Raw genomic sequence first — 23,639 nt, 5'->3', positions numbered from 1 at the left:
GAAGGCAGTCGCACGATGCGCGGACGCGCGCGTCCGACTGAACCGTTTCGAAGGAAGTTAGTGACAGGTGCGGCTTACTGTGCGTACGCGACGCAAGTTCGTCTCGCCGTAGTTCCCGCCACGGCAACGCGCTGGTGCGGGCCGGTGGCAAAACCATTCTCCTCCAGGAGGTAGATATGGCAACCAGAGTAATTGTGGGTTTGATCGCCCTTTTGGCGATCATCCAGGGGTTGGCTGGTGGCATGATGAATGATGGCGGAGCCATAATGATCCTGATTGTGCTCCTGGGTATCGCCTACGGCTTCGTGGGGGTAGACGCTGAGGACGCAACGGACTACCTGGTCGTGACTATCGCGGTAGGCGCGGCGGCGGGCGCAGACGTGTTGAGTGGCATACCGGTCATCGGAATGTCCCTGGACGGCATTCTGGATCCGGCCAGCTCAGCGCTGTACGCCAGCGTGTTTTCCATCCTGATCATGCGTACGTTAAACCGGCTCAAGGGATAGGCGGCCGCGACCCGCGGCCTTCCGTGCCGGGGACCCGCGGCTTTCCGTGCCGCGAAGGTTTACCCGGCCTTCCCTGAACCGAGTCGTTTTCAAGTGCTTAGGAGGTAAGATATATGGCATCCCGGATAGTCGTTGGACTCGCGGTGCTGCTGGCGTTGCATGAGGGGCTGGTTAGCGGTATGCTGCTTGACGGTACCGTTGTCGGGCTGTTGCTGGTCATCCTCGGCCTGTTGCACGCGCACCTGTCGGTCGACGCGGAAGACGCCACGGGCTACCTGGCGGTCACCATTGCCGTCGGCGCAGCAGCGGGCATGGACGTGCTAAGCAACATACCGGCGATCGGCGCGACCCTTGACGCGATCATCGATCCGGTCAGCACCGTCCTATACGCCGGCGTCGTTACCATTCTCCTGAAAAGGACGAAGGCCCGTATCGGGTGGTAACTGAGACGTAGTCGGCGTAAAAACACACAGGCGGACCGGGGAAGACTCAATCTCCCTGGTCCGCCTGTTTTTTGTGTAACGGTTGTCCCCCGGTACCGGCTGACCCTGGTACCGGTTTTCTCCCGAATCCCCTCAGTTCCGGGCGGTCAGCGCAGTCCGGGAAGCCGCGGAGCGCTTCATCTTCAGGTCCGCGTTGATCCTCACGGTCTCGCAGGCCAGTTCGTACAGTTCCCGCTGCGACTGGAAGCGTCTTCCCGCTTTCTTCACGTACCGGTACGTCCCGTCCGACTGCAATTCACGCGCCTTCACGTTGTCCTTCAACTGTATCTTCAAATACGCCCACAGCTCCGCCTGGAGTGCCCGGTCGATGACCGGGAACGATATCTCGACCCGGCGGTTGAGGTTCCGGTCCATCCAGTCCGCGCTTGAAAACAGGTATTCCGGGTCTCCGTCGTTGTAGAAATAGAACAGCCGGACGTGCTCGAGGAACCGGTCGACGATGCTGATGACGCTGATGTTCTCGCTCAATCCCGGTACGCCCGGTCTCAGGCAGCATATGCCGCGGATGATCAGCTGTATCCGCACGCCGGCCTGGGAGGCCTGGTACAGGGCCACGATCATGTCCGGGTCAACGAGGGAATTGATCTTCGCGATCACCAGGGCCGGATGCCCGGCGCGGGCCCGGTCGCTCTCCCGCTGAAGCCGCTTCACCATGTCCTCCCGCATCGACGTGGGCGAAAGGATGAGATGGTGAAAGCGCGAGGGCAGCGCGTAGCCGGTCAGCAGGTTGAACAGTTGCGTCACGTCCTCGCCGAATTCCTCCTTGTCGGTGAACAGGCCGAAATCGGCGTAGATACGCGCCGTCTTGTCGTTGTAATTCCCCGTACCCAGGTGACAGTACCGGTGTATCCCCTCGCCCTCCCGGCGCACGACCAGGCAGGCCTTGCAGTGGACCTTGATGCCCGGTATGCCGTAGATGACATGGGCCCCCGCCTCCTCCAGCTGCCTGGCCCACTGGATATTCGCGGCCTCGTCGAACCGGGCCTTTAACTCCAGCAGCACCGAGACTTCCTTGCCGTTCTGCGCCGCTCGCGTCAACGCCCGGGTGATAGGCGAATTGGCGCTGACCCGGTACAGCGTCATTTTGATGGCGAGTACCTGGGGATCCTCCGCCGCTTCCGAAACGAACCGGACCACCGCGTTGAACTGATGAAAGGGGTGGTGCAGCAGGATATCGTCCTTCCTGATGGCCTCCCAGATGGAAGGCGCGCCTTCGAAGGGCGTCGCCGGCTGGGGCGGGAAGGGTTCGTCCATGAGATCGGGCCGGTCGACGGCGTCGTACAGTTCGATGAGATCGGAGAAAGCGGTGAAGCCTTCCGTGGGGTAGAGATCCTCCGGCTCCAGTTCCAGTTCGTCCACCAGGACGTCCAGGATGCGCGAAGACAGCTCTGGGTCGTACTGCAACCGTACCGCGGCCCCGTTGCGCCGGTTGCGAATGCCCTCCTCGATGACCTTGAGCAGGTCCTCCGCGCCTTCCTCCTCGTAGTCCACGTCGGCGTCCCGCGTCACGCGGATCGACGCGCAGTTCAGCACCTCGTAACCGTTGTAGAACAGGTCGAGGTTCATCTGGATGACGTCCTCCAGCATGAAGAACGCCTGCCGGCCGTTTTCGGACGGGAGTTCGAGGAACCGCGGCATGACCGAGGTGGGCAGGTGGATGACCGAGAGGTTCGTATGGGGGAAAACGGATTTCTGGATCTTGCGGATTTCAGCCACGAGACAGAGCGTGCCGTTGGCCAGGTAGGGAAACGGATGGCCCGGGTCCACCGCCAGCGGGGTCACCACCGGCAGGATGGTCTTCCGGAAGTACTCGTCCAGATAGGCCTTCTGCGAAGGGCTGAGTTGCTCCGGCTCGAGGATGTCGATGCCCTGCTCGGTGAGTTGCGGGAAGATCTCGTTGATGAAGAGTCCGTGCTGCTTGTTGACCAGTTCGTGCATCCGGGACGAGAGCGCGGTCATTACCTCCCGGGGACTCAGGCCGTCGGCGGTCCGCGTGGACTGGACCTGCGCGTCGATCTGTCTCTTGACGCCGGCGACGCGGATCATGAAGAACTCGTCCAGGTTGGTGCTGAATATGGCCAGGAACTTCACCCGTTCCAGCAGGGGAACCGACGGGTCGAGCGCTTCCTCCAGCACCCGCGCGTTGAACTCCATCCAGCTCAGTTCCCGGTTGAAGAAGTGTTCCGGGCGCCAGTAGTTCGTCACCAGCGGCGCGACGGGAGGCCGGGGCTTGTGGGTGAACCGGCGCCCCGCTCTCTTAGAGGCGATGGTTCGAACCGTGGCGGTCCTGGAGTTGTTCCCATTCGCGGAAGACATGACTAAAGCCACCTGGAGGATATGCGGTTTCGAGCCTGGATCAAGTATCCATAAAGCAAGACGGACGGCGGTTTTGTCAAGCCGTCTTTGACCCGCCGGCCGCATCCGACCGGAAAAACCAAACTTTATTCATAACGTCATGGCCTTGTATGCTGTTCGTAACAGAATCGTCAAATAACCTTTTTATATTTGCACCGTGTTTGATTCAAGCTTGCGTTCCAGGCACCCGCAGACGGATTGATTCGACGAAAACAAGGGGAGATGCCGTACATGACGAAGACATACCGGTTCCGGAACGGCCATTACGCGAAATACGACAGAAACCGGCTGGCCGCATCGATGCGGGCAGCGGTAGTCGTGGCCGCACTCGCGGTCGTTCTCGCGCTCCTTGCCGGCACAGCGATGGAGGTCCGGGGACAGGCGTCCATGGGCCGTATATCGGGTACGGTCGTCGACGCGGCGACGGGCGATCCGCTTATCGGCGCCACGGTGGTGGTGGTGGGACTGGAGCTTGGCGCGATGGCCGATCTCGAAGGCGCCTACCTGATCCGGAACGTCCCGGCGGGACTGCACACCGTCCGTGTATCCATGATCGGGTACGCGGCGAAGCGGGTCACCGGGGTCCATGTCGAACCGGACCAGGTGAGCAGAATAGACATAACCGTCGAACAGGAACTCATCGTGGCGGACGTGGTGGAGGTGACGGCCCGGTCCCTGGAAAACACGGAAGCGTCACTGCTCAAGCGCCGCCAGAACGCCCTTTCCATCAGCGACGCCATCAGCGCCGAGGATATCTCCCGGGGCGCCCAGGGAGACGTGGCCGCGGCCATGACCCGCGTTACCGGCGCATCGGTGGTGGACGGCAAGTACGTCTACATTCGCGGACTGGGCGAACGCTACAGTACAGCGCAGCTGAACGGCACCGCCCTGCCGAACGCCGATCCCAACAGCAAGTCGGTCCAGATGGACATCTTCGCGGCGAACCTGCTGGACAACATCACCACGGAAAAGACCTTCACGCCGGACAAGCCGGGCAACTTCACCGGCGGCAGCGTCAACGTGAAGACCAAGTCCCTGCCCGAGTCTTTCACCATGTCCTTTTCCACGTCCACGAAGTACAACACCCAGTCTTCCTTCAAGGACATGCTGAGCTACGAGGGCGGTGAGTACGATTTCCTGGGCTTCGACGACGGCACCCGGGATATACCCCTGCCCCTGCAGAATCCCGATGTGGAGATTCCCGGCATCACCAGCGCGCTCCGGGACCCGGAAGCCGCGCAACTCCTGGACCTTTATTCCAAGTCGTTTGCCGACAAGTCGATGACACCGACCACCATAGAAGGCGGGCTCGGCCAGAGCTACGCGTTTTCAATAGGCAACCAGACGGAGATCGCGGAACGCCCGTTCGGGATGCTGGGCAGCGTGAGCTACAACCGGAACGTCTCGGCGTATGACAACGGCGCGTCCGGGATATGGAAGCGCGTGTCCCGGGAGGCCGAAGGGTTGAACAGGGAGCGATTCGCGACGGACATGAGCGGGTCCGAAGAAGTACTCTGGGGCGGCCTCGTGAACGCTACCTACCAACCGAGCATCACCCACGAGATCGGCGTCAACGTGCTTTACAACCGCAGCGGCGAAAAACTGTCCCGATTCCAGACCGGCGCATGGCCATCCTCCCTGCCCGGTGAAAACGTGCGGTACGAGACCCGCGTGCTGTCCTTCATCGAGCGCGAGATGCGGTCTCTGCAGTTCCGCGGCAAGCACGTAATGCCGTCCGTATCCAACATGGAAATCGAATGGACCGGCGCATTCATCCGGTCGACCCAGGACGAGCCCGACCTTCGTTACTTCACCAACGAATTCCAGACGGTCGACGCGGCCGGCGAAGGTGCGCCCGATATCGACAGCTACACGATCGCCCTGTCCAATTACGCGGCGCCGACCCGTTACTTCAGGAACCTTGAAGAATCCAACCGGGACTTCAAGCTGGACGTGACGCTGCCCTTTACGCCATGGTCCGGACTCACGGCCCGTCTGAAGTTCGGAGGAGCCTACCTGGACAAGGACCACACCTTCCGGGAGCGGCGATTTTCCTTCAGGCAGGACGCCCTGCAGTACCGGAATGATCCTGTCGTCTTCTTCTCCACGGCGCGCACCGGGATACTGCCCGATGAATTCCAGGATACGCCCGGGTTTACCCGGTTCGGTAATTTCGTATCCGAGGACTCGGACCTGAGGAACAACTACGACGGCGACCAGGAAATCCGGGCCGGATACATGATGCTGGACCTGCCGATCACCAGGCGGTTCAAGGTCACGGGCGGCGCGCGGTACGAGTCCACCCTGCTGGACGTGGCCAGCCATGAAACTTCGCTTACGCCCGGCAGGCTGGATGAGAAGGACTGGCTGCCCTCGATCAACACGGTGTACCAGGTCGTGGACAACATGAATGTCCGGGGCGCTTACAGCCGGACCCTGGCGCGGCCCTCCTTTCGCGAACTGGCTCCATTTGCCTCTTTCCTCTTTGTCGGCGATTACATCTTCGTGGGGAACAGCGAGCTGAAGCGGACGCTGATCGACAACTACGATTTCCGCTGGGAATGGTTCACCCGGCCCGGCGAGATCTAAGCCCTCAGCTATTTCTACAAGAACTTCGAAAACCCGATTGAACGCGTAATCGTGACGACGAACGGCGAAATCCAGTTTCAGAATGTCGACAGGGCGCGCGTCTCCGGTTTGGAACTGGAATTCCGGAAGCAGCTCGACCAACTCCATCCGTCCCTGGGCAACTTCCAGCTCGGCGGCAACCTGTCCCTGATCAGTTCCCAGGTGGATATCGCGCCGTCGGAACTCGCCATCATCCGGGCGCTCGATCCGGGTGCGGCGGAGACCCGCAAGCTGCAGGGCCAGTCTCCCTACGTAGTCAATATCGACGCCATGTACGACAACACGGACACCGGTACCCTGGTGAGCGTCCACTACAACGTTTTCGGCGAAAGGCTTTCCGAAGTGAGTACGGGCGGGACGCCCAACGCCTTCGAGCAGCCCGCCGGCATGCTGGATATCACGGGCTCGCAAAGGCTGTGGGACCGGGTAACGCTTAAGTTCTCCGCCAAGAACCTGCTGGACCCGGACATCAAGAAGGTACATCCGTTCAACAACGAGGAGTTCATCCGGAGCCTGTACAAGCGGGGGCGGACGTTCTCCCTGGGATTTTCGTACGGGATATAACCGACCCGCCGACGGGCCGGTCCGCCGACCCGCTGGCCCGCCGACCCGCTGGCCCGCGAGGACGACTATGACTTCATCTTCACAACTCAACCGCAAGCCCTTCAAGGAGAAGGTATGTTTCGGTGGATATCCATCGCCTTGGTTTCCTCATCATTGGTTTACCCGGTCCTCGCAAAAGCACAATCCCCCGCCAATCCCGCAATAACCATCACCGACGCAGACATCGTCGGCAACACATCCTTCACCTCAGACAACACTTATCTGCTGTCCGGCCTGGTCTTCGTCGAAGACGGCGAGACGCTGACGATCGAGGCGGGCACGGTGATCAAGGGCAAGTCCACGACCATCGAGGGCGAGGATACCGCCCTGATCGTGGCCCAGGGCGGCAGGATCATCGCCGACGGCACGGCGAGGAATCCGATTATCTTCACGGCCGAAGCGGACGACGTCGATGATCCGGACGACATCCTGCTGTCCTCCCCCACCGCTTCCCGCGGGCTGTGGGGCGGAGTCATCCTCCTCGGCCGGGCGTCCATCAACACCGCCACAGGTGAGAACAACATTGAAGGCATCGATGCGACGACCGAACCCCGGGGTATCTACGGTGGTGGATCGAATCCCGACGACGACGACGACTCGGGCGTGCTGAGGTACGTGTCGATCCGGCACGGCGGCGCGGTCATCGGCGCGGACAACGAGATCAACGGACTGACCATGGCCGGCGTGGGCCGCGGCACGACCATCGAGCACGTGGAGGTGTTCTACAACCAGGACGACGGCTTCGAATGGTTCGGCGGAACGGTGAATACGCGCTACCTGATATCCGCTTTCGCGGGCGATGACGCCTTCGACTACGACGAGGGCTTCCGGGGCGAGCACCAGTTCTGGTTCTCGATCCAGGACCCGTCCCTGGGCGACCATGCCGGCGAGCACGACGGCGGCACGGATCCCGAGGACGGCAGGCCCTACGCCCGTCCCACGATCATGAACGCCACCTACATCGGCCGCGGCGCTTCTTCGACGGGCGGCAAGGACAACAACGCCCTCATCTTCCGCGACAACGCGGGCGGGATGTATTTCAACAGCATCTTTACCGAGTTCCAGGGCCATGCGCTGTCGATCGAGGACCTGGATCCGACCCGCGGCGCGCAGGACAGCAAGGCGCGCCTGGACGCGGGAGACCTGGCCTTCCGGTATAACATCCTGGGCAGGTTCGGAGCAGGGAGTTCACCCGCGGACCTGGGCGGCGACTTCCACACGACGGAACTGCTCGCCAACGAAGGCAACGCCAACCGGATCACGGATCCATTGCTCCAGGGCATCAGCTGGAACCGGAACCTGGGGCTTGATCCGCGTCCCGGCAACACCAGTCCCGCCTGGGATGCGAGCAGGCTCATGGAAGAACCGCGGAACAGCGGGTTCTTTACGGACGTCGATTACGCGGGCGCTTTCGGAACGGAAAACTGGGCGGACCATTGGTCGGCGCTTGCGGCATTGGGTTATTTCAGTACCGCACCGGCACCTATGCCGCCGGAACCGGCTGAACCCGGCGTAGATGCACCCGACGGCTTCAGCCTGGCGCAGAACAGTCCGAACCCCTTCGGCATGGCCACGAACATCGATTACACCGTATCGTCGACGAGCCATATACTGATCGAGGTATACAATCTCCTCGGCCAGCGGGTGGCGACGGTGGTGAACGATATCAGGCTTCCGGGGCACTACACAGAACGCTGGGAGGCGCGGCATCTCTCGAGCGGCGTGTACTTCTATCGCTTCGAGGCTACCGCGGATGGACGGACCGCCCACGTCTTCAACCGGAAGATGACCCTGCTGAAGTGATGCGCCGGTATTGACGCCGTACGGACCCATCGCTTAACTTCCACTCGTTGACCTCGTCCAATAATGCCCTGTTAAATCCCGATCCAGGATCCCCGGATGACCGATCGCCCCCAAGGACGCCGGTTTGACCGGCGCCTTCTGCTGGACCTTCTGGTTGGCCGCCTCTCCGCCCTTGGCGGCGTGGTGTTGATCCTGACCATTCTGTCGGTCTTTGCCGTGATCATGTGGGTGATTTACCCCTTGTTCACGTCGCCCGCGGGATTCCGCTGGGGGGTTTCCGATCCCGAGGGGATCGACGCCGGGTACAGCATCCTGCCGCTGATCTCCGGGACCTTGAAAGGGGCGGTGTATACCTTGCTTTTCGCGGTGCCGGTCTCGGTGCTCGCCGCGCTCTACGCGTCGCAGTTCCTGCCGCGGGTGCTGAAGGAAAGACTGAAACCGCTGGTGGAAATCATGGCCGCGGTACCGAGTGTCGTGCTCGGTTTCATCGGCGGCATCTGGCTTGCACCGTTCCTGGCGTCCCACGTCTTCGCCCTCTTCCTGGCGCCAGTATTCATTTCCGGCGCGGTGGTGGCCGCTTTTCTCATCAGGCACCATGCCCCGGTGCGGTTCCGGGCGTTCAATCATCCGGGCCGGGAGATCTGGCTGCTGCTGGTTGCCGTGCTCGCCGGGGGATGGCTGGCCCTGGAATGCGGGGCGATGCTGGAGGCCGCCTGGCTGCGGGCCGGCTACGAAACCTGGTTCGAGGAGTCCCTGGGACTGACCTATACGCAGCGGAACGCGATCGTCGTGGGTATGGTCATGGGCCTGGCCGTCACACCGATCATATTCACCCTGTCCGAAGAAACGCTTTCCGCCGTGCCCCGCTCATTCCTGGAAGGATCGATGTCGCTGGGGGCCACGCGCTGGCAGACCGCCGTGCGCATCGTCCTTCCCGCCGCGGGATCCGGCATACTGGCCGCCGTTCTGCTGGGGTTCAGCAGGGCGATCGGGGAGACCATGATCGTGCTGTTCGTCTCGGGCAATATACCGGTGATGGACTGGTCCGCCTTCTCCGGGTTCCGGGCCCTGTCCGCCAGCGTGGCCCTCGACCTGCCGAACGCCGCGCCGGACGACACGCGCTACCGGGTCCTGTTTTTCGCCGCCTTTCTCCTGCTCGTTTCGACTTTTGCGATCAACACCGTGGCCGAACTGGTTCGACGGCGGCTGAGACGGCGGTATGCTTGAGCGCCGGATGTTCCACCGGCCGCAGGGAGATGTGATGGTTTCGAAGTGGTCAAAGGATGACGCCCTGATCTGGCTGTCCGGCGGCGCCCTGGTCCTCGGCTTCCTGATGGTGGCGGGACTGATCCTGGTCATTGTCGTGCACGGACTGGGCCGGTTCTGGCCCCAGGAACTCACGCTGTACGAGCTGCGCGACGGCAGGATTGTCCTGGGCCACGAGACGTCCCGCGTCAGCGTCCGGACCGCCGGCTTGTCGGGTGAGCGGTCCGTGGCCTATCGATTGAGGGTCCGGACCGGCGACCGGGAACGGTTTCCGGCCGAATACGTCTGGCTGGAGGAAGGCCGGGTCGCGTGGCGTGACGCCCCCCGCGAGGCCGTGGTCGTGGAGCAGGTCCGGGGCGGGGACGTCTTCGGCTTCCTGGAATCCTTCGTGGACGACGGTACGGTCGTCGCCCGGGGTTACGAAGCCGTTCGGGCCCATTACCGGGAGCAGTCCCCGGAACTGGAACGCCTGCGCAGGCAGCGGGCGCTGTCCATCGTCCTGTCTTTTGCGGATGGCCGGCAGCACACCGTTTCCCTCGCGAACGTCCACCGGATCTACGCGCCCAATGCGATGACCACGTGGACGAGGATCCGTCACTATATGGGCGGCGCCTGGTCCTACCTGTGGTCGCCGCCGAGAGACCAAAACCGGCTCGGCGGGGTCTATCCGGCGATTTTCGGCACGGCGGCGATGGTCATCCTCATGTCGGTCGTCGTCATGCCCTTCGGCGCGCTGGCGGCCTTTTACCTGAGAGAATACGGCAACCCGGGCCCGTTCCTGAACGTGGTTCGAATCGCCGTGAACAGCCTGGCCGGCGTACCCTCCATCGTATTCGGGGTTTTCGGACTCGGTTTCTTCGTGTATTATCTGGGAGGAACCCTGGACCGTCTGTTCTTTCCGGCGGAACTCCCGGAACCGACTTTCGGCCGCGGCGGCATCCTCTGGTGCGCGCTGACCCTGGTCCTGCTCACCCTGCCCGTGGTCATCGTGGCCGTGGAGGAAGGGCTGGCCGGCGTGCCCCCGGGACTCCGCGAGGCATCTCACGCCCTGGGTGCGACGCGGTTCGAGACGCTGTGGCGTGTCGTCGTGCCGGTGGTGCTGCCGTCCATACTCACGGGCCTGATCCTGTCCGTGGCGCGGGCGGCCGGTACCGTGGCGCCGCTGATGATCACGGGGGTCGTCGCCTTTTCCGCCGAGTTGCCCGTGGACGGCACCTGGCCCTTCGTGCACCTGGAACGGGAGTTCATGCACCTGGGGTTTCATATCTTCGACACGGGTTTCAGGCCGGACGGCGGGGAGGCGTCTCTACCCATGGCGTACACGTCCACCCTGTTGCTGCTGGCCATCGTGGTCGCGCTGAACGCGGCGGCGATCGGGCTCAGAAGTCGGCTGAGGAGACGCTATTCACTGGCCGCGGCCGGGGCATAGGTGATCCCGCCGCGCACCCCTGCAGTGCGCTGAAGTGGCACGCACGGGCAACGCGCACAAGCGGCGCAAAGGCGGTTTGCACAAGCAACGCGCCCAAGAGGTTCTAGCGAATGACGACGGAAAACGCGCCGGTCACGCCGAAGATCCTGCGTGAGGAAACGATCATCGATGTCGAGCACGTGTCCTTCTGGTACGGGGACCGGGCCGCGCTGAAAAACGTGACCATGGCGATCGACCGCCAGGTCATCACGGCCTTCATCGGCCCGTCAGGCTGCGGCAAGACGACCTTGCTCAGGTTGATCAACCGCATGAACGACCTCGTTCCCCAGGTCCGCATGACGGGTATGATCCGGATGAACGGGGTGGATATCTACGGGCCGGACACCGACGTCACGAGGCTGCGCCGGCGCGTCGGCATGGTCTTCCAGCAGCCGAATCCCTTCCCCAAGTCGATCTACGAGAACGTGGCCTACGGTCCGCGGATCCACGGCGTGAAGTCCGGCGGTTTCCTCGACGAGATCGTGGAACGGTGCCTGCGCCGGGCCTTCCTGTGGGAGGAAGTCCAGGCACAGCTCGAGGAGAGCGCCCTCGGGCTTTCTCTCGGACAGCAACAGCGGCTCTGCATCGCGCGGGCGATCGCGGTCGAACCGGAAGTCCTGCTCATGGACGAGCCGTGCTCGTCGCTGGACCCCGTCGCCACGTCCAGGATCGAGGAATTAATGCTTGATCTGAAGGACGATTACACCATTGTTATCGTGACGCACAACATGCAGCAGGCGGCGCGTGTGTCCGAATACACCGGGTTCATGCTCAAGGGCGAACTGGTGGAAATGGGCGTGACCGACGCGATGTTCACCACGCCCCGCGACCGGCGCACAGAAGACTACATCACGGGCCGTGCGGGTTAGAAGTCATGGAAACCCAACTTCAACAACAACTGGAAGGCCTGAGGTCCGCCCTGCTGAGTATGGCGGCGCTCGTAGAGGAACAGATTGCCCGGGCGATCACGGCGCACGTGGAGCGCGACATCGACTTGTGCGATCAGGTCATCGCCGGCGATCAGCCCATCGACGCCATGGAACTGGAGATCGACGAGCAGTGCATCCGGCTGCTGGCACTCCAGCACCCCATCGCGCGGGACCTGCGCTTTGTCGCGGCCAGCATGAAGATCACGATCGACCTGGAACGGCTGGGCGACATCGCCGTCAACATCTCCAAGAAAACGAAACAGCTCGCCGGGATGCCCCTCCTGAAACCGCTCGTCGACCTGCCGCGCATGGCGGACCTTTCCCAGTCCATGGTCAAGGACAGCCTCAACGCCTTCGTGCGCGGAGACGAGCAACTGGCTATGGAGGTCTGCGACAGGGACGAGGAGGTCAATCAGTTGCAGGACCAGATCTTCGAGGAACTGCTGGCCTGCATGAAGGAGGATTCAGGGTCGGTGCCCCAGGCGATGCAACTGATCTTCATTTCCCGCCACATCGAACGCCTGGCCGATCACGCCACGAACATCGCCGAAGGCGTGGTGTATTTCTCGGAAGGCCGCGTGATCAAGCATCATACGGCTGACGATCCGATTCCGTCACCCATTCGTCCAGAATCCGGTGGGCCTGCGTGACGGTGTCCACCTGCACGAGGCTGGTCCTCAGGTGGGATGCGTTGGGGAAGCCTTTGAAGTAGGAGGCGAAGAACTTGCGCATTTCCATCACGCCCACCTTCTCCCCCTTGTACTCCACCATCATGCCCAGGTGGTCCCGGGCGAGCCGGACGCGCTCGGTGAACGTTGGTATCCGCGCGCCGGAGAAGATGTAGGGGTTGTCCCGCGCAGCCCGGGCGATCATCACGCCGGCACACCCCGTCTCTTCCACCATGCGCACCGCATCCTCGTAGGTGAACACGTCGCCGTTTCCGAAGATCGGCACGGGAGAGACTTCCACGGCGCGGGCGATCCATGACCAGTCCGCGGTCCCGTTGAACTTCTGCGCCACGGTGCGTGCGTGCACCGCCACGGCGTGGGCGCCGGAATCCGCGGCGCGTTTCACCACTTCCAGGATGCTGATGTTGTCGTGGTCCCAGCCCAGACGCGTCTTGATGATTACCGGAATCGAGACGGCCTCGGCCACGCTGCGCACCGCGTTCATCATCCGGTCGATGTCCTTGAGGAAGGCGGCGCCGGAATCGGACCGCAGGATCTTGGGCACGGAACACCCGAAGTTGATGTCCATGATCTGCGCGCCCTTTTCCTCCAGCACCAGCGCGCCTTCCACCATGCGGCCGATATCGTTCCCGTAGATCTGCGCCGCGAGCAGCGACATGCCGGTATCGCGGTAGATGTCGGCGTCGCAGAAGTTCATCATCTGAAGCGTCTTCGGGTTCTTGTGGAGAATGGCGTTGCAGTTGATGAATTCCACGCCGACCATCTGGGCGCCCATCTTCGCGCAGATCAACCGGAACGGCCAGTTGCTGATGCCCGCCATGGGCGCCAGCGTGAGGATGGGCATGCCGGGTTTAAGCGACTTTATGCGATGAGAACCTATTTTGATTTCGGTAGTCACGGTTTCTATGCGTTCTTCCATTCCCCTGGCGATTGACAACCTCAAGTTCGACGGATAGATTACGGGATGAAAATATGCCGGGAAACGACCTGTTCGCAAGGTCTTTGTCCGGCCAGGTCTCCTCTCCCATTGAGCATTCCTAAGGAGCAAACCGCCATGCCGGTGGAATTTGTGCCTGATCGAAAACGGTTCTCCTTTGACAAATTCCAGAAGGTCAATCTCTTCGATACGGATCGCATGTTCTGCGATATCTACTGTTTCGAACCCGGCCAGGAACAGAAGGCCCACAGCCACGCCGAAAACGACAAGATCTACTACGTGCTGGAAGGGAAAGGCGATTTCACGGTCGGCGACGAAACCGTGAAGGGCATTCCCGGTACGGCGGTGCTGTGTCCCCCCGGAATCGACCACGGCGTGCTAAACTCGGGCAACGCCAGGCTGGTCGTGCTGGTCTTCATGGCGCCCCACCCCTGATACGCCGGGTCCCGAAGAGCCCGTGTGAATCGGCGCCGTTGAAACGGTTTGTGGCCTGCCTGCCACGAGAAAGCAGAAGAACAAGATAATGCATTCATGCTTGAACGGTACGTCACGGTTCTGTGCGGCCCTCCTCACGATGTTCGGGGCGGTGATGTGCACGGCCTCGGTTATCGGCCAGGAAGCCGATGAGGAATCCGGTCTGGAATCCCTGTTCCGGTCGATTGAAATAGGCGGCGTGTTGGAGTTTACTGTGTCGCGCAAACAGTCGTCTGCGGGGGAGAGTTCCACGTCCACGGCGGCCGAGCAGCTGGAAATGGGTATTGGAATCGAACCCCACGAATGGATTGGATCGGAGTTTGGATGGATTCATGAACATGATGAAGAGCACGACGAAGAGGAGGCGGGCCACGAAATCGGGATCTTTACGGGGACCTTGATTGTCGGTCCACCCGACGGAATGTGGTGGCTCAAGGGCGGCGTACAGTTCCTGCCCTTCACCATGTTCGAGCTGGCTGAAATCCATGCGGCGCACGATGCCAGCATCGGTCCCTTCGAGACCGAGGCGATCGTCGAACCGTTGTCTTTCAAGTTCGGTTCCAAACGGGAGAAGTCCCTGTTGTTGGGTGTTTCACTGGGTCAATTCCTGGGCAGTGTCTATGGATATTACGGTGACGACGAGCGCTCGAACGAACCCAGGTCCGGTTTCGGCGCGGCGGTGGGTTACAAGAAGCACGTGTCCGAAGAGGACGAGTTCGCCGTCAACCTGTCGTTTATCGATGACCTGGGCACGCTGTACGGTTTTCAGGAGGAAGTGTTCGGACACCATGACGAGATGGACGACGCGAGTCACGACGGGTCATCCTTTATCGTCGATGATCGGATGCCAGGCTGGGCAGCGGCAACCGCGGTACATTACCGCAGTATCGCTATAGCCGCCGAATACATGATCTCTCAGGATAGATTCGCGCCCGGTGTGCTGGCGTTCGACAGGCGGGGGGCGCGTCCAACGGCCTGGTCTCTCGAAGCCCACTATGGGTTCGAACTGGCTCGGAGGGCCGGTAAGTTCACACTGGGGTACCAGGGTACATCCGAGGCGTCGGGACTTGGATTGCCGGTATCGCGCTACCTCTCCGTGCTGACCGTCGACCTGTGGAAAGAAACACTTATCGGAACGGTTGAATGGGTTCACGACAAAGCGTACGGGACGGCCAGGGGCGGCAACGGCGAGAACACGAACAAATACACCCTGCAGCTGGGCGTCGAATTCTGAGCAGCGTAAACCAGCCGCTACAGATTCCTGCGGCCACGATCAGTGCATGGCGATTCCGTCACCGAAGGGCGTGGTCGGAATGTGCCGCTCGTTGAGGGCCAGTCCCAGGCGGGACAGGCCTTCGGGATCTCCCCAGGCCAGGACGTTTTTGCCGGCGCGCGTTTCGTCCAGCACGCGGCTGATGCACCGGTTGTAGAAGGGCTTCGCCGGAAACATCACACTGACCCGGTCCGAGTCTCCCCGGCACCACTTGAACACCCTGTTGCCTTCGAATCCGCGGTAAATCAGGACCATATTCTACCCCCTTTCCGAAAGCATCACCGGACTACTAAACAAAAGATAAGCACAAATCGGCAATTTGTCAACTTTTTGTCGATTTTTTACTTTAAATCCGGACTAAGAACGCGTTTTTTCGCAGAAATTCGTAATTCGTGGCGATTTCCATGCGATTGGACGTTGAAATCCTGTAAACGCGATCCTCGATGCTTGTTAAGGCTTTAGTCGGAAAAGGCCTGCATTTTACCGCAGAAAACAAGCAGTACTTCTTCGAAGGGTATGGGTCTCCCGATCACCCGCCTTCCGGTTTCGGCATGACCGCGCCGCAGATCCTGCAGGTTCGGTGTCCTTCGCTGCTGAAGAACCGGTTCATGACGGGTGGCAACTGGCTGACGATGTCTTCCAGTTCGAAACGTTCCTCGTATAGCTTCTCCCCGCAGCTTTCGCAATACCACATGAACCCGTCGATCTCACCGCTTCTGCGCTTGGTTTCCATGACCAGGCCCACGGTGTCCGCCGGTCTCTGGGGTGAATGGGGAACCCCGGCGGGAAGGAGGAAGATCTCGCCTTCCCGGATCGGGACGTCCACCGGCTTGCCTTCGTCGATGATCTTCAGGACGATATCGCCCTCCACCTGGTAGAAGAACTCCTCGCCTTCATTGTAGTGGTAGTCCTTGCGGGCGTTCGGTCCGCCGACGACCATGACGATGAAGTCTTCGGCCTCCGTATAGACGCACTGGTTGCCGACCGGAGGTTTGAGCAGATGCCTGTGTTCGTCTATCCAGGCCTTGAAATTGAATGGAGCCGTTACGGCCATGATCGGACCTCCTTGTTCAGATCGTAGCGATGCATTTCAGTTCGATGGCAATCCGGGTGGGGAGCCGGGAAACCCCGACCGTGGTGCGGCAGGGCTGATGCTCCCGGAAATACTCGCGGTAGATCCGGTTGAATACCGCGAAGTCCTTTTCCATGTCGGTGAGGTACACGGTGATGTCCACGAGGTTCTCCCAGGCGCTGCCCGCGTCTTCCAGGATGGCGCGGACATTGTGGAAAACGGCGTGGCACTGCTGCTCGATATCGTAGGATGCGATCTCGCCGTCCGGCCCCAGGGTCACCCCCGGAATGTCCTGTCGTCCCCTGGCGCGGGGCCCGATGCCCGACAGGAACAGCAGGTTCCCCACCCTTCGGGCATGGGGATAGGGTCCCACCGGTTCGGGGGCCCGATCGGAATCGTAATGCTGTTGCATGGCCGTGTCTCCGCGTTACGTCTGGTCTTGCGGGATATCGTCCGTACCGACCGTACTTTCCATACCGTCCATACCGACCGCTACATCTTGATGCACACGTTCTTCGGCTCGGTGAAGAACCGCAGGGCTTCGAATCCTCCCTCGCGGCCCACGCCCGACTGCTTCATGCCGCCGAAGGGCGTGCGGAGGTCACGCAGCATCCAGCAGTTGATCCAGATGATGCCCGCGTGCAGGCGTTCGGCCACGCGGTGGGCGCGGCCCAGGTTGTCGGTCCAGACCATGGCGGCCAGGCCGTAGGGCGTGCCGTTGGCCTGGTCCACCGCTTCGTCGTCGGAATCGAAGGGCAGGAGCGTCACCACGGGACCGAAGATCTCTTCCTGGTTGGTCCGGCAGTCCGGCGGAAGACCCTCGATCACCGTGGGCGCGACGAACCACCCGTCCCGGCAACGGCCGTTAACCCGCACCTGTTGCCCGCCGCAGAGGACCCGCCCGCCTTCGTCCCTGGCCAGTTCCACGTAGGACAGGATCTTGTCCATATGCGCCTCGGACACGACGGCGCCGAGCCGGTTGCCGGCATCCCTCGGATCCCCGACGGCCAGCCCGCGGGTCCGTTCGACGAAATCGTCCCGGAAGGTCTCGTACAGGGGCCGTTCGACGAGGATGCGCGGACCGCACAGGCAGATTTCTCCCTGGTTGGAGAAGGAGGACAGCAGGGCGGTTTGCAGGGTATCCTCGTAGGGACAGTCCGCGAAGACGATATTCGGGTTCTTGCCGCCCAGTTCCAGGGAGACCCGCTTGAAGTTCGGCGCGGCCGCGGCCGCGATGCGCCTGCCCGTCGCCGTCCCGCCCGTGAAGGAAACGACCGGAATGCCGGGATGGTCCGCCACGGCGGCGCCCGCCTTGTGGCCGTGGCCGTGCACGATGTTCAGCACCCCGGCGGGCAGTCCCGCCTCGATGCATATCCTGGACAGCAGGAACGCGGTCGTGGGCGTCAGTTCCGACGGTTTGCCGATCACGCAGTTGCCGGCGGCAAGGGCCGGCGCGATCTTCCACGTCAGCAGGTAGAGGGGCAGGTTCCAGGGTGAAATGCATCCGGCGAGGCCGATCGGCGACCGGAGGGTGTAATTCAGGGCGGATTTGCCCATGGCGTGGGCGTCGCTGGCGAAGTGCTCGATGGCCGTCGCGTAGAACCGGAAGTTACTTGCGGCGCGGGGGATGTCCACCGTTTCCGCCAGGGCCACCGGCTTGCCCGTATCGTTTGATTCCGCCAGGGCCAGTTCTTCCCGGTTCTCCTCGATCAGGCCGGCGATGCGGAGGAGGTGCCCGGATCGTTCCTGTACGGACAGGGACGACCAGGCCGGAAAGGCCTTTTCCGCGGCGACGACCGCTTCCTCCACCTCCTGCGTGCCGGAATCGGGCGTCCTGCCGATCACGTCGCCCGTGGCGGGCTCGATATTGTCCAGGTACGTGCCGCCGGCCGGTTCGCGCAATTCACCGCCGATGTAGTTGAGTACATGCATCATGCCGCGAAACCGCCTGGAATGTGGTTTTGGATACGTGAGGCCGGGTGCGCCGCGCCAGATGTGCCGCGCCGGGTGTGCCGCGCCAGGTTACCGATTAATGTAGAACGGTCCGGGAGACCTGTCAAGCCGGCGGACGGCCGTCCATCGCGATTACCCTGACATGTTCCTCGTACCGTACCGTGCGTTGTCCAGACGCTGATCGGGCGCCGTCCAGCCGTCATCCGGGCACCGAGGCGTCACCCGGGCGTCATCTGGGTCTCATTCTGGCGTCATCCGGGCGCCGAGCCGTTCCCCGACGAGCCGCTCCGCCATGTTCCAGTCGACCTGGTCCGCCGTGGAGATGGAGGCGCAGAGCTCCCGGAGGATGCCCTCCTGGAGCTCGCCGCAATGCAGTGCCTCACTGTAGGGGAAACGGTGGAACGACACCATGGAGTAACGCGGGATGAACCGATCGGGATACTTCTGTTCCAGGAGGAAACCCACCTTCTGCCGCAACTGGAAACCGGGGTCGCTTACCAGGTCGCGCATCTCGACGTAATTGGCCAGCGCCATGTCGGCGATGGCATCCGTGTCTTCCTTCCTGCGGCCCCCGAAGGACTCGAAAACGCTCCCCCAATCCGGCCAGTGCGCCTCGATACACTCGTCGAGGATGGTGCAGTCTTCGAAAGCGCAGTTCATCCCCTGGCCGAAGAACGGCACGATCGCGTGCGCGGCGTCACCCAGGAGCAGCACCCGGTCGCGGTAATGCCAGGGAGAACACTTGAGGGTGACCAGGGACCCGGTGGGATTGTCGCGGTAAAGAGTGGCCAGATCGGGCATCAGCGACGTCGCATCGGGAAACTGCATCTTGAAGAAGTCCAGTATCTGGCGCGGGTCCAGGAGACTGGCGAAACTGTACTCGCCTTCGTGTGGGAAGAAGAGGGTGCAGGTGTAACTGCCGTCCAGGTTGGGCAGCGCGATGAGCATGTACATGCCCCGCGGCCAGATATGGAGGGCATTGCGCTCCATCCTGTACGCGCCGTCCGGTCCGGCGGGAATGGTCAGTTCCTTGTATCCATGGGTCAGGTACTGCTGGGAGAGGTCGAACCGGCCCACGTTCATCATGGCGGTCCGGATGGCCGATGCCGAGCCGTCCACGCCGATGACCCGGTCGGGGCGGAGGGAGTGGACGTGATTGGTCGCGTCGTCGCGGACGTACAGCACGCCGGTTCGGAATTCCAGCCCGGTGCACCGGGCGTTGAAATGCAACCGCACGCCGTCTTCCCGTTCCGCGGCGTCCAGCAGGAACCGGTTCAGTTCGCCGCGGGATACGGAGTAGATGACCTCGTCCTCCCGCTGGCCGTATGGCTGCAGGACCCGGTCGCCTTCCACGGGATGGATCAGCCGTCCCACCATGGGGATCGCCATGGCCAGGACTTCGTCTCGAAGGCCTACCTGCCCCAGCGCATGCAGGCCCCGCACCGACATGGCCAGATTGATTGACCTGCCGGCCTGGCCGGCGTGACCGGCGCCAGCCGATTCGCGGCGGATATCGGGCCGCTTCTCGTACACCTCGACCCGGAATCCGCGGCGGGCGAGGAAGATCGCCAGCAGGGATCCGGCAAGGCCCGCGCCGATCAGGGTTACGGTTTCCCGTTTTGCACCCATTAAAATCCTCGATTGCTTCCGATCCGAAACGGAAGCCGGCTCACCCGACCCGTTCTGCTCACCCGGTCCGCTTGGCCCGCTCCATGCCCTCCGCCATGACCTCCACGAAACGGCGGACGTCCGAAAAACAGTTGTACAGCGGAACGGGGGCGACGCGGATCACGTCGGGCTCCCGCCAGTCGCACCAGATGCCGTGATCGGACAGATGCCGGTGCACGCGGCCGCCTCGCGGCCCCGTCCGGAGCGAAAGCTGGCATCCGCGCTGCTCCGGATCCGACGGCGTGATGATGGCCAGTTCATCCGGGAAGCGTTCCCGCAGCAGGCGTTCCAGGTACCCGGTCAGCCTTCTGCTCTTCTCGCGCAGCCGGTCCATGCCCGCCGCGTCGAAGAGCTCAAGCGAGGCGCGCAGGGCCGCCAGCGGGAGAATAGGCGGATTGCTGAGCTGCCAGCCTTCCGCGCCCGGGATCGCCTCGAACGCCGAGGGCATCCGGAACCGGGTGGACTTGTCGTGTCCCCACCATCCGGCGAACCGGGGCAGGTCGTCTTTCCGTCCGTGCCGTTCGTGGACGAAGCACCCGCCTACGCAGCCGGGCCCTCCGTTCAGGTACTTGTAGGAACACCAGACGGCGAAGTCCACGTCCCAGTCGTGCAGATGCAGTTCCAGGTTTCCCATGGCGTGGGCGAGGTCGAATCCCACGACGCAGCCCTGCCGATGGCCCGCCGCCGTGATCCGGTCCATGTCGAAGACCTGGCCGGTCAGGTAGTTCACCCCGCCCAGGAAGACCAGGGCGATGGACTCGCCCTCCCGTTCGAGCAGGTCCTCGATGTCCCCGGTGCGGATCGTGTCTTCCCCTTCCCGCGGATGCAGTTCGATCACGCTTTCCACGGGGTCGTAACCGTGCCACGCCGCCTGTGAAGCGACGGCGTACTGGTCGGAGGGAAAGGCGGCGCCTTCGACGAGGATGCGGTACCTCTTCGGAGTCGGACGGTAGAAGGAGACCATCATCAAGTGGAGATTCACCGTGAGGGTATTCATGGCGACGACTTCACCGGGCAGGGCGCCGGCCAATCGGGCAAGTGGGTCCGCCAGCGCTTCGTGGTAAGGCATCCAGGGGTTTTCTCCCTTGAAATGCCCTTCGACGCCCAGGCTCCGCCAGTCGTCGAGTTCCCGTTCCACGTATTCCCGTGCGGCGATGGGCTGGAGTCCGAGCGAATGGCCCACCAGGTAGACCGCCTCCGCCCCGTTCCCGGTCCTCGGGAAGTGAAATCGCGACCGGAAGCCCGCAAGTCCGTCCCTGGCGTCCATCTCGCCGGCGTCCATTCGCTGGTCGCGACGAGCGTCCAACTCGCCGGCGTCCATTCGCTGGTCGGATCGCGTGTCCATGGTCTAGTCGTTCCCACCGAAAAACCGGTCTGCTTCAAGGTTCAGCCAGTTGAGCGCGGAGCGGTACAGCAGCCTGGACTTGACGTCGTCGTCCAGGTGGCTCATGGATTCGATCATCCTGCCCGGTACCGCTTCACCCAGCGGGAAGGGATAATCCGATCCCATGGCGATGTGGTCCGGTCCGATGAGCTGGATCAGGTAATCGAGGATGCGGCTGTCGTGGACGAGGGAATCCAGGTAGAACCGGCCCAGGTAGTCGCTCGGCAGCACGTCGTTATCCACCGCGCACAGGTCGGGGCGGATCTTGAACCCGTAGTCGATCCGCCCGATGGTCGCGGGAAAGGACCCGCCGCCGTGGGCAAAGGCCACGCGCAGGCCGGGGAGGCGCTCGAGTACCCCGCCGAAAATCATGGAACAGATCGCGCGGGAGGTCTCGGCGGGCATGCCCACCAGCCAGGGCAGCCAGTACTTCTCCATGGACTCCTGTCCCATGATGTCCCAGGGATGAATGAACACCGCGGCGCCGAGCTCGGCCGCCGCTTCGAACACCGGAAAAAGGTGGGGTTCGCTCAGGTTGTTTCCGTTGATGTGGGTCCCGATCTCAATGCCGGACAGTCCCAGTTCCCGGACGCACCGCTCCATTTCCCTGATGGCCAGTTCGGGCGCCTGCATGGGAACGGTCCCCAGGCCGATGAAACGCCGGGGCCAGGTACGGACTACATCGGCGATATGGTCGTTGAGCATGCGGGACAGGTCCAGCGCGTCCGCCGGCTGCGCCCAATAGCTGAACATCACCGGGACGGTGGAGAGGACCTGGACGTGCACGCCGGCGTCGTCGCATTCCCCGATCCGGGTTGGCGGGTCCCACGAGTTGGCCTGGATCTCGCGGAACTGCCTGCCGTCGATCATCATGCGCGCGCATCCCGGCCGGTAATGGTCCAGTTCGACGAATCCGCCGTACCCGTAGCGCTTGTGCAGATCGGGCCAGTTCTCCGGCAGGATATGGGTGTGGATGTCGATCTTGGGGATGGGATTGGGGCCGGTGTATACGCACATGGTTCCAGGAGAGGTTCTGGGGCGGCGACGGGACCTTCGGATCGCCTTCCCGAAGCGATTAGGGCGACGCGTTCCGCATCCTGAAAGGGACGGACGATACAGGATCAGGATAACGAAGAACACGCGGTATTGTCAAGGTCATGATGCCCGGTGCACAGCCTGGCGATAGGGGGCCAGGTCGATACCCGGGAAGGCCTGCGCGAGGAGGTCCAGGGTCTGGTCCGTGTAGTAGGGATGGCCGGGCTCGGGCCAGCCGAACAACGACCGGACGCGCGGCGTCGTATCCGTTATGTAGGGAATCATGTACTCCCGCTCGCCATAGATGAAGGGGTTCGCAAACCGGGTCCACCGGTCGGCGTCGCGGCGGCACATGGAAAGGGTCCAGAACGCTCGTTGCTTTTTCTTGTCCTGAAAGGGCTGCGCCGAGTGGAGCAGGTAGGACGAATAGAAGGCCGCTGTTCCTCTCGTGCCCACGGCCGGGACCGGATCTCGCAGGCCGGCCTTGCGGATGTCGCGGACGTGGCTGACGCTGGCCATGTTGCCCGTAGCCCATCCCTCAGCGAAAACCTCGGCCGCCCGTGTGTGCGACCCCGGTACGAGCAGCATGGGCGCGCCGTCGTCTTCGACGTCATGGAGATACACGCCGGAGTTGATGTAGGAGAATCGCGCGGCGTCCACGGATGGGGGAAGGACGCAGTTCGTGTTGTGGTCGACGTGGTATCCGCTCCAGGATTCATCGGGATACCGCTCGTCCACCGGTCCGGTGCGCATGAACAGGTGGGCGTTGCAGTAACTGGACCGGTCTCCCAGGAACAGCTCGTAGAGATCGAGATAACGGTCGTTCTCGATGAGCCGGTCGAGGGCCTTGTCGCCGACGGGAAACTGGGACCGTCCCACCACTTCGTCCTGCTTCGTGGTGAACCCGTCCCCCACGGACCCCTGTTCGCCCCGTTCGAAGTCCTCTAGCCATGACGCGTAGGACTTTCCGTAGAAGTTCCGCTCCATGGCCTCCAGCGCAGCGTCCATTTCCTCGTCGTCGAAGACGCCGGGCACCAGGATGTAACCGTCGCGTTGAAACTGTTCCAGCATGTCGCACCCCCTGGTTCGGGAA

The 23,639-nt window shown here is 62.5% G+C and carries 21 protein-coding genes; 11 read left to right on the top strand and 10 right to left on the bottom strand.

Annotated features, from left to right (window positions below; genetic code table 11):
• The first annotated feature begins 176 nt into the window (after positions 1 to 176).
• The gene (locus F4Z81_02060; GenBank protein ID MXW03832.1) at positions 177 to 506 is read left to right on the top strand and encodes a hypothetical protein; all 330 of its coding nucleotides are present in this window, start codon (positions 177 to 179) and stop codon (positions 504 to 506) included.
• 113 nt (positions 507 to 619) lie between these two features.
• On the top strand, positions 620 to 949 hold the full coding sequence (locus F4Z81_02055; GenBank protein MXW03831.1) for a hypothetical protein: 330 nt from the start codon (positions 620 to 622) through the stop codon (positions 947 to 949).
• 132 nt (positions 950 to 1,081) lie between these two features.
• On the opposite strand, the gene ppk1 is transcribed toward F4Z81_02055, so the two are convergent.
• A complete protein-coding gene (ppk1, locus tag F4Z81_02050) occupies positions 1,082 to 3,430 on the bottom strand; it encodes a polyphosphate kinase 1 (protein MXW03830.1) in 2,349 nt (782 codons plus the stop codon).
• A 156-nt stretch (positions 3,431 to 3,586) separates the two neighbouring features.
• Between ppk1 and F4Z81_02045 the strand changes: the two genes are divergently transcribed.
• The 7 genes from F4Z81_02045 (at position 3,587) to phoU (ending at position 12,711) form a co-directional block, all read left to right on the top strand.
• Positions 3,587 to 5,953 (top strand): outer membrane beta-barrel protein, encoded by a 2,367-nt coding sequence (locus F4Z81_02045; protein ID MXW03829.1) that lies wholly within the window; start codon positions 3,587 to 3,589, stop codon positions 5,951 to 5,953.
• Positions 5,954 to 5,989: 36 nt separating this feature from the next.
• A complete protein-coding gene (locus tag F4Z81_02040; GenBank protein ID MXW03828.1) occupies positions 5,990 to 6,556 on the top strand; it encodes a TonB-dependent receptor in 567 nt (188 codons plus the stop codon).
• Positions 6,557 to 6,670: 114 nt separating this feature from the next.
• Positions 6,671 to 8,398 (top strand): T9SS type A sorting domain-containing protein, encoded by a 1,728-nt coding sequence (locus tag F4Z81_02035; protein MXW03827.1) that lies wholly within the window; start codon positions 6,671 to 6,673, stop codon positions 8,396 to 8,398.
• 96 nt (positions 8,399 to 8,494) lie between these two features.
• Positions 8,495 to 9,625, top strand: coding sequence for an ABC transporter permease subunit (locus F4Z81_02030; protein ID MXW03826.1), 1,131 nt, complete (start codon positions 8,495 to 8,497; stop codon positions 9,623 to 9,625).
• 34 nt (positions 9,626 to 9,659) lie between these two features.
• Positions 9,660 to 11,093 carry a phosphate ABC transporter permease PstA gene (pstA, locus tag F4Z81_02025; GenBank protein MXW03825.1) on the top strand — a complete coding sequence of 478 codons (1,434 nt, stop codon included), beginning with the start codon at positions 9,660 to 9,662 and terminating at the stop codon, positions 11,091 to 11,093.
• 110 nt (positions 11,094 to 11,203) lie between these two features.
• Positions 11,204 to 12,001: a phosphate ABC transporter ATP-binding protein gene (gene pstB, locus F4Z81_02020; protein ID MXW03824.1), complete on the top strand. Its 798-nt coding sequence runs from the start codon at positions 11,204 to 11,206 to the stop codon at positions 11,999 to 12,001.
• Between the two features lie 5 nt (positions 12,002 to 12,006).
• Positions 12,007 to 12,711: a phosphate signaling complex protein PhoU gene (gene phoU, locus F4Z81_02015; protein MXW03823.1), complete on the top strand. Its 705-nt coding sequence runs from the start codon at positions 12,007 to 12,009 to the stop codon at positions 12,709 to 12,711.
• Here phoU and F4Z81_02010 read toward each other — a convergent pair.
• Positions 12,644 to 13,669 carry a tRNA dihydrouridine synthase DusB gene (locus F4Z81_02010; protein MXW03822.1) on the bottom strand — a complete coding sequence of 342 codons (1,026 nt, stop codon included), beginning with the start codon at positions 13,667 to 13,669 and terminating at the stop codon, positions 12,644 to 12,646. The two genes, phoU and F4Z81_02010, sit on opposite strands and share 68 nt — an antisense overlap.
• A gap of 135 nt (positions 13,670 to 13,804) precedes the next feature.
• Between F4Z81_02010 and F4Z81_02005 the strand changes: the two genes are divergently transcribed.
• Together F4Z81_02005 and F4Z81_02000 are read left to right on the top strand one after the other, a co-directional pair.
• Entirely contained in the window at positions 13,805 to 14,122 is a 318-nt protein-coding gene (locus F4Z81_02005) for a cupin domain-containing protein (protein ID MXW03821.1), read from the top strand.
• A gap of 88 nt (positions 14,123 to 14,210) precedes the next feature.
• The gene (locus F4Z81_02000; protein MXW03820.1) at positions 14,211 to 15,395 is read left to right on the top strand and encodes an LbtU family siderophore porin; all 1,185 of its coding nucleotides are present in this window, start codon (positions 14,211 to 14,213) and stop codon (positions 15,393 to 15,395) included.
• A gap of 39 nt (positions 15,396 to 15,434) precedes the next feature.
• On the opposite strand, the gene F4Z81_01995 is transcribed toward F4Z81_02000, so the two are convergent.
• From F4Z81_01995 to F4Z81_01960, 8 genes are all read right to left on the bottom strand, one after another.
• Positions 15,435 to 15,689 carry a hypothetical protein gene (locus F4Z81_01995; protein MXW03819.1) on the bottom strand — a complete coding sequence of 85 codons (255 nt, stop codon included), beginning with the start codon at positions 15,687 to 15,689 and terminating at the stop codon, positions 15,435 to 15,437.
• A 274-nt stretch (positions 15,690 to 15,963) separates the two neighbouring features.
• Entirely contained in the window at positions 15,964 to 16,488 is a 525-nt protein-coding gene (locus F4Z81_01990) for a 3-hydroxyanthranilate 3,4-dioxygenase (GenBank protein ID MXW03818.1), read from the bottom strand.
• A gap of 16 nt (positions 16,489 to 16,504) precedes the next feature.
• A complete protein-coding gene (locus F4Z81_01985; protein MXW03817.1) occupies positions 16,505 to 16,918 on the bottom strand; it encodes a RidA family protein in 414 nt (137 codons plus the stop codon).
• A gap of 80 nt (positions 16,919 to 16,998) precedes the next feature.
• A complete protein-coding gene (locus F4Z81_01980) occupies positions 16,999 to 18,441 on the bottom strand; it encodes an aldehyde dehydrogenase (GenBank protein ID MXW03816.1) in 1,443 nt (480 codons plus the stop codon).
• 258 nt (positions 18,442 to 18,699) lie between these two features.
• Positions 18,700 to 20,088, bottom strand: a complete 1,389-nt coding sequence (locus F4Z81_01975) for an FAD-dependent monooxygenase (GenBank protein ID MXW03815.1) — start codon at positions 20,086 to 20,088, stop codon at positions 18,700 to 18,702.
• Positions 20,089 to 20,146: 58 nt separating this feature from the next.
• Positions 20,147 to 21,409 (bottom strand): kynureninase, encoded by a 1,263-nt coding sequence (gene kynU, locus F4Z81_01970; protein MXW03814.1) that lies wholly within the window; start codon positions 21,407 to 21,409, stop codon positions 20,147 to 20,149.
• Positions 21,410 to 21,475: 66 nt separating this feature from the next.
• Positions 21,476 to 22,528 (bottom strand): amidohydrolase, encoded by a 1,053-nt coding sequence (locus F4Z81_01965; protein ID MXW03813.1) that lies wholly within the window; start codon positions 22,526 to 22,528, stop codon positions 21,476 to 21,478.
• A 138-nt stretch (positions 22,529 to 22,666) separates the two neighbouring features.
• Positions 22,667 to 23,617, bottom strand: coding sequence for a phytanoyl-CoA dioxygenase family protein (locus F4Z81_01960; protein MXW03812.1), 951 nt, complete (start codon positions 23,615 to 23,617; stop codon positions 22,667 to 22,669).
• Positions 23,618 to 23,639 lie beyond the last annotated feature (22 nt).

The organism is Gemmatimonadota bacterium, assembly GCA_009835325.1.
Classification (GTDB): domain Bacteria; phylum JAAXHH01; class JAAXHH01; order JAAXHH01; family JAAXHH01; genus JAAXHH01.
The sequence above is the reverse complement of the archived record's forward strand: the minus strand, read 5'-3'. Positions and strand labels throughout refer to the sequence as shown.